12 protein-coding genes are annotated in these 15,646 nt (G+C 63.6%); 5 read left to right on the top strand and 7 right to left on the bottom strand.

Annotated features, from left to right (window positions below):
• Positions 1 to 4 precede the first annotated feature (4 nt).
• Complete coding sequence (locus GOB94_RS08275) at positions 5 to 421, top strand: VOC family protein (RefSeq protein WP_220464892.1); 417 nt, start codon at positions 5 to 7, stop codon at positions 419 to 421.
• A 7-nt stretch (positions 422 to 428) separates the two neighbouring features.
• Here GOB94_RS08275 and GOB94_RS08270 read toward each other — a convergent pair whose 3' ends face one another.
• The 3 genes from GOB94_RS08270 to GOB94_RS08260 form a co-directional block, all read right to left on the bottom strand.
• Complete coding sequence (locus GOB94_RS08270) at positions 429 to 887, bottom strand: hypothetical protein (RefSeq protein WP_182275492.1); 459 nt, start codon at positions 885 to 887, stop codon at positions 429 to 431.
• A 122-nt stretch (positions 888 to 1,009) separates the two neighbouring features.
• Positions 1,010 to 3,838 (bottom strand): pitrilysin family protein, encoded by a 2,829-nt coding sequence (locus tag GOB94_RS08265; protein ID WP_182275491.1) that lies wholly within the window; start codon positions 3,836 to 3,838, stop codon positions 1,010 to 1,012.
• Positions 3,839 to 3,945: 107 nt separating this feature from the next.
• Positions 3,946 to 4,590 carry a YceH family protein gene (locus GOB94_RS08260; protein ID WP_182275490.1) on the bottom strand — a complete coding sequence of 215 codons (645 nt, stop codon included), beginning with the start codon at positions 4,588 to 4,590 and terminating at the stop codon, positions 3,946 to 3,948.
• 44 nt (positions 4,591 to 4,634) lie between these two features.
• On the opposite strand from GOB94_RS08260, the gene mnmG reads away from it, so the two are divergent.
• Both mnmG and GOB94_RS08250 read left to right on the top strand, forming a co-directional pair.
• Positions 4,635 to 6,677, top strand: coding sequence for a tRNA uridine-5-carboxymethylaminomethyl(34) synthesis enzyme MnmG (gene mnmG, locus GOB94_RS08255; protein WP_182275489.1), 2,043 nt, complete (start codon positions 4,635 to 4,637; stop codon positions 6,675 to 6,677).
• A 94-nt stretch (positions 6,678 to 6,771) separates the two neighbouring features.
• Positions 6,772 to 8,367, top strand: coding sequence for an alpha-L-fucosidase (locus tag GOB94_RS08250; RefSeq protein WP_255483746.1), 1,596 nt, complete (start codon positions 6,772 to 6,774; stop codon positions 8,365 to 8,367).
• A 26-nt stretch (positions 8,368 to 8,393) separates the two neighbouring features.
• Here the strand turns inward: GOB94_RS08250 and GOB94_RS08245 are convergent, their stop codons facing one another.
• Positions 8,394 to 10,094 carry an amidase gene (locus GOB94_RS08245; protein WP_182278325.1) on the bottom strand — a complete coding sequence of 567 codons (1,701 nt, stop codon included), beginning with the start codon at positions 10,092 to 10,094 and terminating at the stop codon, positions 8,394 to 8,396.
• Between the two features lie 156 nt (positions 10,095 to 10,250).
• Between GOB94_RS08245 and GOB94_RS08240 the strand changes: the two genes are divergently transcribed.
• Positions 10,251 to 11,252 (top strand): SPFH domain-containing protein, encoded by a 1,002-nt coding sequence (locus tag GOB94_RS08240; protein ID WP_182278324.1) that lies wholly within the window; start codon positions 10,251 to 10,253, stop codon positions 11,250 to 11,252.
• Here GOB94_RS08240 and GOB94_RS08235 read toward each other — a convergent pair.
• Positions 11,249 to 11,857, bottom strand: coding sequence for a DNA-3-methyladenine glycosylase I (locus GOB94_RS08235; RefSeq protein WP_346265651.1), 609 nt, complete (start codon positions 11,855 to 11,857; stop codon positions 11,249 to 11,251). The two genes, GOB94_RS08240 and GOB94_RS08235, sit on opposite strands and share 4 nt — an antisense overlap.
• Before the next feature lie 116 nt (positions 11,858 to 11,973).
• Here GOB94_RS08235 and GOB94_RS08230 point away from each other — a divergent pair, with 116 nt between their 5' ends.
• Positions 11,974 to 13,320 (top strand): FAD-binding protein, encoded by a 1,347-nt coding sequence (locus GOB94_RS08230; protein WP_182278323.1) that lies wholly within the window; start codon positions 11,974 to 11,976, stop codon positions 13,318 to 13,320.
• 61 nt (positions 13,321 to 13,381) lie between these two features.
• On the opposite strand, the gene GOB94_RS08225 is transcribed toward GOB94_RS08230, so the two are convergent.
• Positions 13,382 to 13,585 carry a hypothetical protein gene (locus GOB94_RS08225; RefSeq protein WP_182278322.1) on the bottom strand — a complete coding sequence of 68 codons (204 nt, stop codon included), beginning with the start codon at positions 13,583 to 13,585 and terminating at the stop codon, positions 13,382 to 13,384.
• Between the two features lie 101 nt (positions 13,586 to 13,686).
• Positions 13,687 to 14,868 carry a response regulator gene (locus tag GOB94_RS08220; RefSeq protein WP_182278321.1) on the bottom strand — a complete coding sequence of 394 codons (1,182 nt, stop codon included), beginning with the start codon at positions 14,866 to 14,868 and terminating at the stop codon, positions 13,687 to 13,689.
• Positions 14,869 to 15,646 lie beyond the last annotated feature (778 nt).

Below are 15,646 nucleotides of genomic sequence, written 5' to 3'. Positions count from 1 at the left end.
GGAGGTGGCTGTGGTGAACCGGTCGGCTCCGCCTTGTGGGGTGATTCCGGTGGTGGCGTATCCGGATGTGGATGCGGCGGTGACATGGCTGCAGGCTGCGTTCGGGCTTCGCGTGCGGTTGCGGATTGCGAGCCATCGGGTGCAGATGTGGCATGGCAAGGCCTGCGTGATTGTGGGTGAGCAGGGGCCCGATAAGCAGTGGGGGACGAAGAGCTCGACGATGCTGCGCGTGGAGGATGTCGATGCCGTGTGTGCCCGGGCGCGGGAGCATGGGGCGAGCGTGACGCACGAACCGCAGACGCATATGTATGGCGAGCGGCAGGCCACGCTGGAGGACTTCGCCGGACACCGATGGACGCTGACGCAGACGGTGGAGGATGTCGATCCTGCGGCGTGGGGCGGCGAAGCGGTGGAGTTGTAGGCGCTGTCTATTGCAGGATGGTGTGCTGCACGAGGGCGATGGGCATGCCGACGCAGAGGATGTGGACCGCGAGTTGTGTGATCCAGGCCTTCAGGTTGAAGGTGCGTTTGGCAGCGCGTGAGAGTGGCACGATGATGAAGCTCATAGCGAGGTGCACGACTGCACCGAAGAGGGCACCACAGAACCATGGGTGTCGCAGGATCATGGGCAACGGCAGGGTGAGCGCATAGAAGACAGCCGCGAGCGCAAATGCGATGAAGAAGTGAAGAACGATGCCGAGAGTCGCAGTGCGATTGCGTCCTTCAAATGCCGTAGCGCCGAATGCACCGCTGGCGATGAACTGCAGGAGGCGTTGCAGCGGAACGCCTTGCGCGCGCATGAGGGCGGAGGTGGCGAGGATGTCGAGCAGCCCGGCGAGTGCGCCGCTGGCTGCGATGGCTTCGAGTGCGACGGTGCAGGTGGGCATTAGTGGCCTTCTGCACATGGGATGTTGGTGGAAGCGCGAAGGATGGCGGAGATTTGCGGTCGCGAGAAAAAAACAGGAGGCGCAACCTTGCGGTCGCGCCTCATTGTTATTGCGAGTGAGGATTACTTTTTGTCGTTGGTGACGAGGTTGCCGTTGATGTCGCGGACTTCGATGGGGCTGAGGTCGGCGTCCTTGAGCTGCTGCTCTATTTTGGCGCGGTCGCCGGCGGCGACGATGATGAGGTGGTTGGGGTGGATATCCCGCTTCGCGACGCGGGCGACGTCTTCGGCGGTGACTGCCTCGTATTTGGCGGGCAATGTGGCGAAGTAGTCGAGCGGGCGGCCGTCGAGGAAGATGCCAGCGATGGAGCCTGCGACGGAGTAAGTGGTCTCAAAGGCGCCGGGGAGCGACTGGATGCGCGCCTCCTTGGCCTGCTTGAGCTCTTCCGGGGTGGAGGGGTGAGTGGGGAAGCCGCTGATCTCGGCCATGAGCTGTTTGGCGGCGTCGCCGGTGACGTTGGTGCGGACGAGGCCGCCGGCGGAGAACGCGCCGCCGTCGCGGTAGAAGGAGTACTCCGACCGCGCGCCGTAGGTGTAGCCGTGCTGTTCGCGGAGGTTCATATTGATGCGGCTGGCGAAGGCCCCGCCGAGGGTGTAGTTCATCACCTGCAGGGCCTGCAGGTCCGGCGTGCTGACGGGAACGCCGGTGCCGAAGGCGAAGAGTGCGGTCTGCGGCGCGCCGGGCTTGTCGACGATGACGATGTGTGTGGCGGCAGGCTCGGGCGTGGCGGGTACGGCGGGCTGCACCGCGGCAGTGCCGGACCACTTGCCGAAGTACTCGTCGGCGAGGTGGTGTGCCTCGGGGAGTGAGACGTCGCCGACGAGGACGAGGGCGGAGTCGGACGGAGCGAAGTGGTCCTTATAGAAGCCGGTCACGTCGTCGCGGGTGATGGCGGAGATGCTCTCGGTGGTGCCGGCGGGCGGGATGCCGTAGGGCGAGTCGCCGAAGACGAGTTTGGGGCCGACGCGGTTGGCCATCGCGGAGACGTTGTCGGTCTGTTGCTGGATGCCGATGAGGCGCTGCTTACGCAGGCGATCGAGATCTGAAGGCGAGAAGGCGGGGTGCTGGACGACGTCGCTGAAGAGCGACAGGCCGGGCTTGAGGTACTGCGTGAGCAGGGTCATGCCGGTGGTGGCGCCGTCCATGGTGGCGTTGACGTAGATGCGGGTGCCGATGCGCTCCTGCGACTCAGCGAGCTGGGTGACGTCCTTGTCGGCGGTGGCTTCGGCCATGACCTGCGCGGTGAGCGAGGCGAGGCCTGCCTTGTCGACGGTGTTGTTGACGCCGCCGGCGCGCGTGATGAGCGATGCGGAGAGAACGGGCAGCGAGGTCTGCTCGACGACGTAGACCTTGAGGCCGTTGGCGAGGGTGAAGGTCTGCGGCACGGGCAGGTGTACGGTGACGGGCGGGCCGGCCTTGGGGACCTGCTTGCGCCACTCCTGCGAGGCTTCAAACTGGGGTGTGTAGGGGTTGGTGATCTTGACGTTGGCGTCGGTGTCGTCGGGGCTGCGCGGTACGTCGTCGAGGACCTTCTTGCCGGGGATGCAGTAGACGACGACGGCGGCGTCCTTGGTGAGGTACTTTGTCGCGGCTTCCTTCGCGCTGGCGATGGTGACGGCCTCTTCGGCGGCGACGTCCTTGGGCAGGTAGCCGGGATCGCCGGTGTACTGGTTGTAGCGGTCGAGTGTGTCGGCCACGCCACCGAAGCCGCCGAGGCGCTCAAGCCCTGTGATCTTTTCGGTGAGTGCCTGCGCCTTTGCGGCTTCTACTTCTTCAGCCGTGGGGCCTTCGGATTGGAGTTTGGCGAGCTGCTCCCAGAAGGTTTTTTCGAGGTCTTCAAGCTTGACGCCTGGTTTGGCTGTGAGGGTGCAGCCGGTGAGGCCGGTGAGCTTAAGCGGGTCGGTGAAGCAGGAGACGGACTGCGCGACCTGCGTCTTGAGCACGAGGGCTTCGTCGAGACGGCTGGCCTTGGAGCCGCCGAGCGCGAACATGTCGGCGTCGATGTTGTAGGAGCCGGGCGTGAAGGCGGCGGGTGTGAGCCAGCCGACCTGCATCTGCGGCAGCTGCACGGTGTCGGTGACGGTGGCTCGCTTCTGTGCGGTGATGGGCGGCGTGATGACGTGGACGGGCTCGACGTTAGGGCCGCGCGGGATGGGGTCGAAGTACTTCGTCAGCATCTCCTTGAGCTTGACGGGATCGAAGTCGCCGGCGATGGCGATGGAAGCGTTGTTAGGCGTATAGAACTGCTGGTGGAAGTCGCGGATGTCGGCGATGCGCGCGGCTTCGATATCCGCGTGCGAGCCGATGACGTTGCCGTAGTAAGGATGGCCCTTGGGAAAGAGCAAATGGAAGAGCTCTTCCTGCGCGACCTCGTAGGGACGGCCTTCACCCTGGCGGCGCTCGTTGCGGACGACGTCGCGCTGGTTGGCGAGGAGTTTGCGGTCGAGACCCTCCATGAGGAAGCCCATGCGGTCGGACTCGAGCCAAAGAGCGAGCTCGAGCTGGTTGGCGGGCATGGTCTCGAAGTAGTTGGTGCGGTCGAAGTCGGTGGTGCCGTTGACGTCTGTGGCGCCGGCGGACTGGACGTACTTGATGTGCGCCTTTTCGCCGACGTGCTCGGAGCCTTCGAACATCATGTGTTCGAAGAGGTGCGCGAAGCCGGTGCGGCCGGGGCGCTCGTTGAGCGGGCCGACGTGGTACCAGAGATCGACGGAGACCAGCGGCAGGCGGTGGTCCTCATGCGTGATGACCTTGAGACCGTTGGGCAGCGTGTAGGTCTGGTAGGCGATGGTGGGCAGCTTGGTAGCGGAGGGCTTGTGCGTCTGCGCGGCGGCGGTGACGGCGAACAGAAGGGCAGCAGAGGTCGCGGCGATGCGGCTCAGGGTGTTCATGCGATGGCACTCCTAAAGGAAGAGGCTGTTGCGAATGATGGCGTCTTGACGCTGTGGGACAAGAATAGTACGGCGAGAGCGGTGGCGGGGCCGGTTTTTCCGTGCGGCTATTCAATAGAGGCGACTGGCGCGGTGAGTGGTTCGAGGGTGTCCAGGCGCGCTTCCAGAGCGGCGACACGCGCTTCCAGGGCGGCGAGCTGGTCGAGGAGGTTGGGCGCGATGGAGGAGCGTTGGGCGGTTGCAAGCGGTGCGACCTCCTGCGCGACGGTGCCGGAAAGCAGGTGCATCCAGCGGGTCTCGCGTGCGCCGGGCTGGCGCTGCAGATGGAGGGTGAGCGGTTCATCGCGCTGGCTGAGGCGCTCGAGGGTGGAGGTGACGGCGGCGTTGTCGTCGAAGGCGTGGAGGCGTTCGGCGCGGGCGCGGATCTCGGCGGGTGTCTGCGGGCCACGCAGTAGGAGGAGACAGAGGACGGCGACCTCGTCGCGGCGGAGGTTGAGGATGTCGCGGATGCGGTGCTCGAACTTGGAGACGCGTGAGGAGGCGTCGGTGCGGACGAGGCCGAGACCTTCGAGGTCGAAGATCGCTGTGCGGACGTCGGCTTCCGTGAGCTCCATGACGGGCTCGCGGTTGGTCTTCTGGTTGCAGGCATTCAGCGTGGCATTGAGCGAGAGCGGGTAGTACTCCGGCGTGGTGATCTCTTTTTCAATGAGACAGCCGAGGACGCGGGCTTCGGTGAGGGAGAGTTCGAGCATGGATTCATGGTAGCGGAAGGCTGTGAATCGCTAGAATAGAAGGGATGGCGTATTCAGAACAGTTCGATGTGCTGGTAGTCGGTGCGGGGCATGCGGGGTGCGAGGCCGCGGCTGCTGCTGCGCGCATGGGACTGCGGACGGCGCTGTTTACGCTGAACCTCGATCTGATTGCGCAGATGTCTTGCAATCCGGCGATTGGTGGTGTGGCGAAGGGGCACCTGGTGCGCGAGGTGGATGCGTTGGGTGGCATTATGGGCGAGGTAGCCGATAGCTGCGGCATCCAGTTTCGGCTGCTGAATACGTCGCGCGGGCCAGCGGTGTGGTCTCCGCGGGCGCAGTGCGACAAGGCGCTCTACCGGACGAAGATGCGCGAGAAGCTGGAGTCGATTGCGAACCTGTTTATCAAGCAGGCGGAGGTTGTCGATCTGGCGATCGACGAGGGAGTAGGGAATAGGGAGCAGGGAGTAGAGAGGCCTCGCATTGTTGGCGTGAAGTTGCGCGATGGGCGCGTGATTGGGGCGAAGGCTGTCGTGGTGACGACGGGAACGTTTTTAAATGGGCTGATCCATTGCGGTGAGCAGCAGTACACAGCCGGGCGAAGTGGTGAGCCCGCGAGCGTGCTGCTGGGCGAGAGCCTGAAGAAGCTGGGGTTGCGCGAGACGCGGCTGAAGACCGGGACGCCGCCTCGGCTGGATGGACGCACGATTGACTGGGAGAGGTTTGAAGCGCAGCCGGGGGATGACGACCCGACGCCGTTCAGTTTTAGGAGCGCGCCGAAGAATGGCGAGGCTACATGGACGCCGCCGCTGCGGCAGATCAGCTGCCACATTGCGACGACGACGCCAAAAACGCTGCAACTGATTCGCGAGAACGTGCACCGGTCGCCGATGTACACGGGGCAGATTGAAGGGATTGGGCCGCGGTACTGTCCTTCGATTGAGGACAAGATCGTGCGCTTTCCGGACAAGACTTCGCATCAGTTCTTTCTGGAGCCTGAAGGGTTGAACACGCATGAGGTCTACATCAACGGCATGAGCACGAGCCTGCCGATGGAGGTGCAGGCGGCGATGGTGCGGTCGATCCCAGGGCTGGAGAATGCGGAGATGCTGCGGCCGGGATATGCGATTGAGTATGACGCGATCGACCCGACGGAGCTGGACCGCACGCTGCGCGTCAAGAAATTTGATGGGCTGTATCTGGCCGGGCAGATCAACGGCACGAGCGGGTATGAAGAGGCTGCGTGCCAGGGATTGATGGCGGGGATCAATGCAGCGCTCGCTGCGCGTGCGCTGCAGGGAGTAGGGAGTAGGGAGCAGGGAATAGAAGATGCTGCTGGGCGTGAGGAGTTCACGCTCGATCGGACGGAGGCTTACACGGGCATCCTGATTGATGATCTGATCTCGAAGGGGACCGACGAGCCGTACCGGATGTTTACGTCGCGGGCGGAGTTCCGGCTGCATCTGCGGATTGATAACGCCGATGCGCGGCTGAGTCCGCATGGACGCAGTCTGGGGCTGATTGACGATGCGGCGTGGGCTGCGTTCGAGGCCAAGCAGGCGCGGGGTGCGGCGTTTGCGGCGATGATCGAGAGCGCGAAGGTCAGTGAGGCTGACTTGCCGTTGCTGGCAGAAGCGGGCTTCAGCTTTGTGAAGGGCGAGCGCTATGGGCAGTTGTTGAAGCGGCCTGAGGTGACGATTGAGTCGTTGCTGCTGGTGTTGACGGAGCGCATGCGTGCTGTCGTCGAACTGGCTCCGTGGATTGCGGCGATGGAGGCTGTGGAGTTTGCTCGCGTGCCGGCGTGGGTGCGGAACGAGATGAAGACCGTGGAGACGGGCATCAAGTTTGCAGGATATCTCGCACAGCAGCAGCGGAGCATGGAGCGACTGCGGCGGGATGAGGCACGCGCCATTCCAGAGTGGTTCGACTATCGAGGATGCAGTGGGCTTTCGCGCGAGATGGTCGAAAAGCTTGATCGAGTGCGGCCGTCGACGCTGGGGCAGGCGAGCCGGATTGCGGGTGTGACGCCGGCGGCGGTGAGCTTGATCCAGTGCTTTCTGGAGCTGCAGGCGCGGGGGCGCACGGCTTAATTTTCAGATTCCTTCCCTAAGCGTGCGGTGAGGCACTATAGTGGTCGCTCAGGCGGTTCGCAGTTAGCGCTTACTTTCAGGGAGAGAATTCGGCATGGCAGAGATGAAGACGACGCGTCGGCAGGCACTGAGAATGATGGGCGGGGTGGCTGCGGCCGGCGCGCTGGCAACGCGGGGCGTGGGTGCGCTGGCGCAGAGTGTGACGCCGGGAAGGTTTACAGATGCGCGGGCATCGCTGGAGAGCTACCGGATTCCGGAGTGGTTTGCAGATGCGAAGTTCGGCATATGGGCGCACTGGGGGCCGCAGTCGGCGGTGGGTGATGGCGACTGGTATGCGCGCAACATGTACATGGAGGGGTCCCCGCAGTATGAGTACCACCTGAAGCGGTTCGGGCCGCAGTCGAAGGTGGGATACAAGGACCTGATCCATCTGTTTACGGCGAGCGAGTGGGACCCGGAACACCTGATGGATCTGTATCAGAAGGCCGGGGCGAAGTACTTCTTCTCGATGGGCGTGCATCATGACGGCTACGACATGTGGGACTCGAAGTATCAGCCGCGGTGGAACGCGGTGGCGAGTGGCCCGAAGAAGGACATCGTGGGGCTGTGGGCGGCGGCGGCGCGCAAGCGCGGGATACGGTTCGGCGTGAGCGAGCACCTCTCGAACAGCTTTGACTGGTTTGCGCCGTCGCACTTGGCGGACACGAAGGGGCCGTATGCGGGTGTGCCGTATGACGGGCAGGATAAGGCGTATGCGGACCTGTATCACGACTACTCGGGCGAGCCCGCGGACTTTGCGAAGACGATTCTGAAAGACCCGATGGGACGCGATGCGCCCGATTGGTGGAAGCAGCAGTACTTCAATCGCGTGAAGGACCTGATCGATCAGCACCAGCCGGATCTGCTGTATACGGATGGCGGGATTCCGTTCGACCAGTATGGGCTGGGCACCGTGGCGGAGTTGTACAACGTGGGCCCGAAGACTCCGCATGGGCAGCCGGGCACGGTGTACTTCAGCAAGACGGAGTCGGACTGCATCAACGGCGCGAGCTGCACGATGGACCATGAGCGCAGCGTGCTGGGCGATATCGATCCGAACCCGTGGCAGACGGACACGTGCATCGGCCAGTGGCACTACAAGCTGGGTGCGAAGTACAAGTCGCCGAAGAAGGTGATCGACATGCTGGTGGACATTGTGAGCAAGAACGGCAACCTGATGCTGAATATCCCACTGCCGGCGACGGGCATGCCGGATGCTGAGGAGTTCAAGATCCTGGAGGGCATTACGGCGTGGACGCGCACGAACGGCGAGGGGATCTATGCGACGCGGCCGTGGAAGGTGTACGGCGAAGGGCCTTCGACGAAGGTGGTCATCAAGACGGACCCGACGAAGTTCGATCCGAATGAGGGCAAGAAGCCGGACCTTGGTGCAACGGACGTGAGGTTTACGACGAAGGGCGAGACGCTGTATGCGTTCGTGATGGGATGGCCGGAGGACGGCGTGGCGAAGATCGCGTCGCTGGCGCTGGATGGGCCGCAGAAGCCGATGAAGGCCATGGATGTACGCATGCTGGGGCAGGAGGAGCCGCTGAAGTTTGTCCACGACGGCAGCGGCTTGCGCGTGACGCTGAAGGGCGAGAAGCCGGCGACGGCGGCGATTGGCGTGGCGCTACGCGTGCGGTTTGTGTAGCGGCTGTTTGTGTTGAAGGGAAGGGTCTACTGCGGGATCGGCAGCAGGCCCTTTTCTACAAGCACGGGTGGTTTGCGGAGGTGGGTGGCCTGCTCATAGGCATACGCGTAGCCGAGCAGGTCGCCGTCGTGCCACTGGCGTGTGTCGATTTCGAGGCCGAAGGGCAGGCCGTTGGGATAGTAGCCTGCGGGCACCACGATGGCCGGGATGCCGATACTGTTGACCCAGCCGGTGGCGGAGTGTGGGCCGCCGGAGAGCTGGCCGTTTTGCGGCATGGTCTCGTCGGGCGGAGGCATCTGGGCGCTGGGGTAGACGAGGCCGTCGAGGTGGAACTTTGTGAGGGTGTCGTTGTAGGCGGCGAGGGCTTCGCGCTGCGGGCCGAAGAAGTTTTTGTCGGCGTTGGGGTCAGTCTTGAGGACGGTCTGTGGAGGCGTGTCAGGTGACGGCCTGCGCGGCGCGCCGGTGAAGACGGGCGGCATGGGCTGGCCGGTGGCTTTTTCGTACTCGGCGCCGGTGTGGTATTCGGCGGGGCCGAAGGCGGCGAGCCACTGGTCGGCTCCGTCCTTGCGATAGGGCTGTGTGTCGACCTTGCGGATGAGCTCGAGGAAGGATGCAGGCAGCAGGTTGTCGTCGATGACGATGGTGGCGCCGGCGGCGCGGAGCTGGTCGAGTGTCTGCATCAGCATGGCGCGTGTCTCGGGCTGCATGCCGTTGGAGCGGCCACGGTAGTCGCTGGTAGCTGTGGCGAGGATGAAGGCGGGGACGCCGAAACGTTTGCCTTTGAGCGCGTCCTTCTTGAGGTACTGCGTGTAGGGACCGGGTTGGGCTTTCTGCGCGGAGCCTTCTGTGCGGAAGTCGAGCGGGTCTTCACCGGCCATCACACCGAGGGCTATGGCGACGTCGGTGACGTTGCGGGAGATGGGGCCGGTGTTGTCGCGGAGCCAGTCGAGCGGCGCGATGCCGGCGATGGAGGTGAGGCCGCGCGTGGGCAGCAGGCCGACGACGGAGCTGGTGCCCGACGGCATGCGGATGGAGTTGGCAGTATCGGTGCCGGTGCCAAGCACGGCTTCGTTCGAGGTGACTGCCGTGACGGTGCCCCCGGAGGAGCCGCCGGGAGAAAAGCGGACGTCATACGCGTTGCCGGTGCGGCCAAAGGCGGTGGAGCGGTTGGTGTCGCTGGCGGCAAAGTCGGGCATGTTGGTGATGCCGAGAATAACGACTCCTGCGGCACGGAGGCGGGCGACGACGGTGGCATCGCGGGGCGCGATGAACTCATGGCCGGGGATGGCGAAGCCGGCCCAGCCGTCGGTGTCGGGGAGGCCCTGGATGGCGGTGTTGGCTTTGATGACCATGGGGACGCCCCAGAGCGGGCCATGCGGGGTGGAGTGGTTGGCGTCTTCGTGTTTGGCGATGGCGAGCGCGCCGGTGGCGTCGACGGTCTGCACGTCGCGATAGATGCCGTCGTAACGCGCGATGCGGGTGATGTACCAGCGCGTGACCTGCGTGACGGTGAGCTTGTGCGCGGCGTAGAGCGCGCGAAGGCGCGGGATGTCGATTTCCATGAGCAGCGGGTCGAGCCGCGCCTGCTCGGCTGCGGAGAGTACAGGGAGATTTGCGGGGAGCGAGACGGGCGGCGTGGGCTGCGAGGGCGTCTGCGCGAGGAGCGGGGCGGCGAGGCAGAGAGAGACGGCGAAGCTGGCTTGCGCGAGACGGCTGAGACGCTGCATGGAGGGCTCCTGTGTAGGCTGTACTTGGGAGACGTTGCTATCAATGATTTTGGCGCAGATGAGCAGCAGTGCGTGTGCGGTTAGCGAGATTTCTCGAATTCATGCAGGCCGTGCGCGGCGGCGGTATATGCTTAGGCTCGTATTGGAGACGCATCTATGACGCCGGTTTTGTTGTTGCTGCTTGTCGCTGCGCTGTTTGTTCTGATTCTGATTGCGAAGACGTACTATACCGTGCGCACCGCTACAGCGGGTGTGGTGGAACGCTTTGGCAAGTTCGTTCGCATCACGCGGCCGGGGCTGCATCTGCTGATGCCATTCGCCGAGCGCGTGTACTTTGTCGACCTGATGGTGAAGCAGGCGCAGTTCTCGGTGGAGACCAAGACGCACGACAACGTGTTCGTTCAGATCCCGGTGAGCGTGCAATACCAGGTGCTGGATGACAAGATTGCCGATGCGTTTTACAAGCTGTCGAGCCCGCAGAAGCAGATTGAGAGCTTCGTGTTCAACTCGATCCTGGGGCATGTGCCGAAGCTGACGCTGGATGAGACGTTCGAGCAGCAGTCGGGGATTTCAGTGGCGGTGAAGAACGAGCTGGACCAGATCATGAGCGGGTTCGGCTTCAACATTCTTACCGCGCTGGTGACGGACATCATCCCGGACATCAAGGTGAAGACCGCGATGAACGACATCAACGCGGCGCAGCGCGCGCAGGTTGCGGCGCAGGCGCGCGGCGAGGCAGAGAAGATCCTGAAGGTAAAGCAGGCTGAGGCCGAAGCGGAGTCGAAGGCGCTGCAGGGCAACGGTATCGCGCGCGAGCGGCAGGCGATCATCGACGGCCTCTCCGCCTCGATCGAGCACTTCCAGCAGGGCGTTCCGAACACCTCTGCCGGCGAGGTTATGGCGCTGGTGCTGCTGACGCAGTACTTCGACACGCTGCGCGATATCGGAACGCGTGGGGGAACCAATACGCTCTTCCTGCCCAACAACCCGGGTGCATCGAATGACTTCCAGACGCAGATTCTTGCCGGGCTTCGCGGCGGGCAGATTCCCATGCACGGTGTCGACGCGCCACGCGTTGTGTTGCCGGAGCGGCCGGAGAATCCGCCGCCGCCCCCCGTCGGAACGCCGGGTACGCCGAACCCCTATGTGGGCAGCTAGAGCGGGCTGCGCTTGACGGCCTTGCGGCGAAAGCACGCTGTTGCGTGGTCGTTGACGATGCCCGCTGCCTGCAGCCAGGAGTAGACGATGACCGGGCCGCAGAACTTGAAGCCACGCTTCTTCAGGTCTTTGGAGACGATCTCGGCAAGCGGAGTTTTGGCGGGGATGGGGCCGGTCTGGTCCCAGGAGTCGTGCACGGACTTGCCCTTGGTGAAGCTCCAGACATAATCGGCGAAGTCTTCGTCGGCCTTCTGCATGGCGAGGTAGATCCGCGCGCCGGCGATGGTGGCTACGATCTTGGCGCGGGCGCGGACGATGCCCTCGTCCTGCATCAGGCGCTCGATGTCTGCCTCGGTGAAGCGCGCGACTTTCTTTGGGTCGAATCCTTTGAACGCTTTGCGAAAGCCCTCGCGCTTGCGCAGGATGATGGACCAAGAGAGCCCGGCCTGAAAGCCTTCGAGCATCAACAGTTCCCATAGCGCGCGGCTGTCGTGCTCGGGCACGCCCCACTCGGCGTCATGGTAGTGGCGCATCATGGGGTCGTTTTGGGCCCAGGTGCAGCGGGGCAGGGAGGTGGCGTCGGGCGATTTCTTCGCGGTGGTCACGGTTCCATTGTGCAGCAGGCGAGGCCGGTCCGCCAGCGACGATGACAAGCGTGCGCGCGAATCGTTTACACTTCCCCGACCGCCAAGCAGTGGCCATCGCGGTCGCGGAGATTACGATGAACAAGAGGGAGTTCTTGAAGACTACGGGTGCATTTCTGGCATCGAGCCTCGTCGGCGACCTTGCGTTCGCGCAGGGCAGTGCGGAGCCGCGCACGAACTGGGCGGGTAACTACACGTTTCACGCGAAGGAGCTGCTGGAGCCGAAGACCGTCGAGGAGGTACAGCACGCGGTGATGAGCCATGCGAAGCTGCGGGCGCTGGGGTCGCGGCACTCGTTCAACGGCATCGCGGACAGCTATGACGCGCAGATCTCGGTGAAGGCGCTGGATACCATGACCGTGGATAAGGCCGCGAAGACGGTGACCGTGGGCGCGGGTGTGACGTATGGCAAGCTGGCTCCGTGGCTCGATGCGCAGGGGTATGCGCTGCACAACCTGGCGTCGCTGCCGCACATCTCGGTGATGGGCGCGTGCGCGACGGCGACGCATGGGTCAGGGCCGCGCAATGGGAACCTTTCAACGGCGATGGTGGGGCTGGAGATGGTGACGGCCGACGGCAAGGTGGTGACGCTGTCGCACGAGAGGGATGGCGACAGGTTTCTCGGCGCGGTGGTGAACCTGGGCGCGCTGGGCGTGGCGACGAAGGTGACGCTGCGCGTGGAGCCGACGTTCCAGATGCGGCAGGTGGTGTACGAGAACCTGTCGATGGACCAGCTGGAGCACAACCTCGACGCGATCTTTGCGAGTGGCTACAGCACGAGCCTGTTCACCGACTGGCAGCACCATCGCATCGGGCAGGTGTGGATCAAGAGCCGCGTGCATCCGGATGATCCGGCGACGCTGCCGAAGGAGTTCTACGGTGCGACGGTGCAGACCAAGAAGCTGCATCCTGTGCCGGGCCATGACGCGGAGCCGTGCACGGAGCAAATGGGCATCCCGGGGCCGTGGTATGAGCGGATGCCGCACTTCCGCATGAACTTCACGCCGTCAAGCGGGCGCGAGATCCAGACCGAATACTTCGTGGGGCGCGAGCATGGATACGCGGCGATCCGCGCGGTAGAGGAGCTGCGCGATCACATCTCGCCGCACCTGTTCATCACAGAGCTGCGCACAATTGCCGCCGATGACCTTTGGCTCAGCATGGCGCATGGGCGCGAATCCATGGCGATCCACTTTACGTGGAAGCCTGAGCCGGACGCGGTGCATGCGGTGCTGCCACTGATCGAAGCGAAGCTCGCGCCGTTCCATCCGCGGCCACACTGGGCGAAGGTGTATACGATGCCGCCTGCGACGCTCGATGCGGAGTACCCGAAGCTTGGCGCCTTCAAAGCCATGGTGAAGGAGTACGACCCGCAAGGGAAGTTCCGCAACGCTTACATGGACCACGAGGTTTTTGGCGCCTGAGCTGAGTGCAACATAAAAGGGAGCGGCGAATGCATCGCCGCTCCCTTTGTGTTGCAGTTCGCTACTTCTTAGCGGCTGCCTTAGCCTCTTCTTCTGCGATGTGCTCGGTCTGCCGATGGGCCTCGATCGAGTGCTCGTAGGCGAGCTTCGATTGCTCATGTGCGCGCAAATGGTCGTTCATGTTGTGCGAAGCGGCAGCGGCCTCGTGAGCGTGGGCCGCCTGCAGATGGCGTTCAGCGGCGGCGGAGTGATGAGTGGTTGGCATGGTTTCGTACCTCACTTGTTTGGATGCAGAGAGAGGGCCCGAAGAGAAAGAGCGCCTATTCGATGACCGAACAGGCGCTCTCTGGTTTGTGACGAGACGCACTAGTAGTTGTAGTTGATCTCTTCCGCCTCCTCCACGCCGTAGCGGCGCAGGAGGTTGGGGAGGTTTTGGCTGAAGGCGGCGCGGGGCATCACGACGTCGCAACCGGCTTCGGTGGCCTTGGCCTTCAGGTCTCCCTGCAGGTGCGAGAGGAAGCCGATAATGGAGGCCGACTTCTTCAGCTTGGACTTGAGCTTCGGGATCAGCGTCATGGGCTTGGCGTTCGCGTTGTTCAGGTCGAAGACGATGAGCGCGGGCCTGTTCTCTTCGCTGTCGATGAGCTCGGCGACGGCGTCCTTGTCGTTCTTGATGAAGGCCACCTTCACGCCGAGTTTCTTCGCGGTCTCCTGAATTTTTGCCTGGAAGAAGAGCTCTTCGATGAAGAAGTAGATGTGGGTCTGCGCGCCTTCAGGGATGGGTACAGGGCGCGGCATGGAGTGGTCGATTGGCTGCGAGTCGCCGTGGTGGCGGTGCCCGCCGCGACGGCCGCTGCCGTGCAGCTGGATCGTCGACGGAGGCGCGCCGTTGAAGTCAGCCGAGGCATCGCGGTAGCTGTGATCCATGGGGCCCACGAAGCCGCGGTCCTTCTGCTGGCCGCCCTTGTTCTTGCGCTTGAAGCCGTTGATCTGGTTGCCGAAGTTGTCGGGCAGCGAGTTCTGGCGATAGCCGCCGTTGTAGCCGCTGCCATTGCTGCCGTTGTTGTTGTCGGCGCGGAAGTCGTTGCCAGGGTTCTCGTTGCGGCCACCGCCGCCGCCGGGACGACGCTCCCGGTCACGGAACTTCTTCTTCCAGCGCTTGCCGCCCTGTCCCTGCGGTTGGCCGTTCTGCTGTCCCTGCTGGTTGTTGGCCTGCTTGCGGGGCTGATTGTTGGTCGGATTGCTGGCCTGATTGTTGCTCTGAGGTGCAGCGGAGGCAGCCAGGGCTAGGCTCTCGCCTTCCATCACAACGGGTGCGGCGGCCGATGCGCCATCGGCTGCGGGAGCGCTGTCTCCGGCGAGCTTGTTCTTGCGCTTGCGCCGACGGCGGCGGCTGCTCTTGCTCTGCCCAGTGCCTGGGGCAGGCGGGCCGTCGCTATCGCCGGAGTCGAACTCCGCGTTGTTGTAGTCTCCGTCGCCGTAACTGGCTCCGTCAAAATCCTCCGCCGCGTTGTACGACGGCGTCTCTACTGCATTCTGCTCTGACATGGTGCTGTGGTTTCCCCTTGCAATTGGGTGCCTGAGACGGTTTCGCGACAAAGGAGCAACCGCGTCGCGACGCCCAGCGTCTGCGAACGGTGTATCTCTCGAAGCGATCCAGTCAATTGCACTCTCAAGCGTTGGCTCAAAGTTTTGGGTACATCGGTCTCCGGCGCAGCCTTGCTGCCTGTTGCCGGGTTGGGTAGAAACTCTTCCCCGGCAAGCCGCCGGCGTGGAGTTCCCTGTTGTCACGGCCCGTCCGCTGCACCCCGCGCACGGCCTGCTTACGTGCCTTGTTCGTACTGCGTCTGCGGGCAGGACTCTGGCGGCTCCTGGTCCCTGCAAACGAACTTCATCCCTGCAACCGGTACGAAATGCCTACTCTGCATAGAGCCATTGCCGCTGCGCCCCAGTATCCGCCGCCGGTTGTTTTGCAGGATAGCCAACACTGTACCAGCTAAGCCGGTGCGGTGGAGCGTGTCCTCTAACTACCTGCGGTCATGGTCGTCTCGTCAACTGTGGACAGCGGAGAAGCTTGGTCTTGAAGGCGCTACAGCCCCAACTCAATCTGTCTGCGACACCGTTTCAAGCGGTTGATTCGGGGCTTCTGCGTTCGCTCACCTCGCCGGACGACTCACGGCCTGAAGCGAAACGCTGGCTGCCGAACAACCTGATAGTACGCCCGGCAGGGGGGAAGTGCAAGCAAATGTCTTGAGGCATCGCACCGGCGCTGGTTCCAGGGAGAGTAAAGCGGGGGTGTTTTAAGAAGTCCGCGCCCGAAATTTTG

The sequence above is a fragment of the Granulicella sp. 5B5 genome (assembly GCF_014083945.1).
Taxonomy (GTDB): domain Bacteria; phylum Acidobacteriota; class Terriglobia; order Terriglobales; family Acidobacteriaceae; genus Granulicella.
The sequence above is the reverse complement of the archived record's forward strand: the minus strand, read 5'-3'. Positions and strand labels throughout refer to the sequence as shown.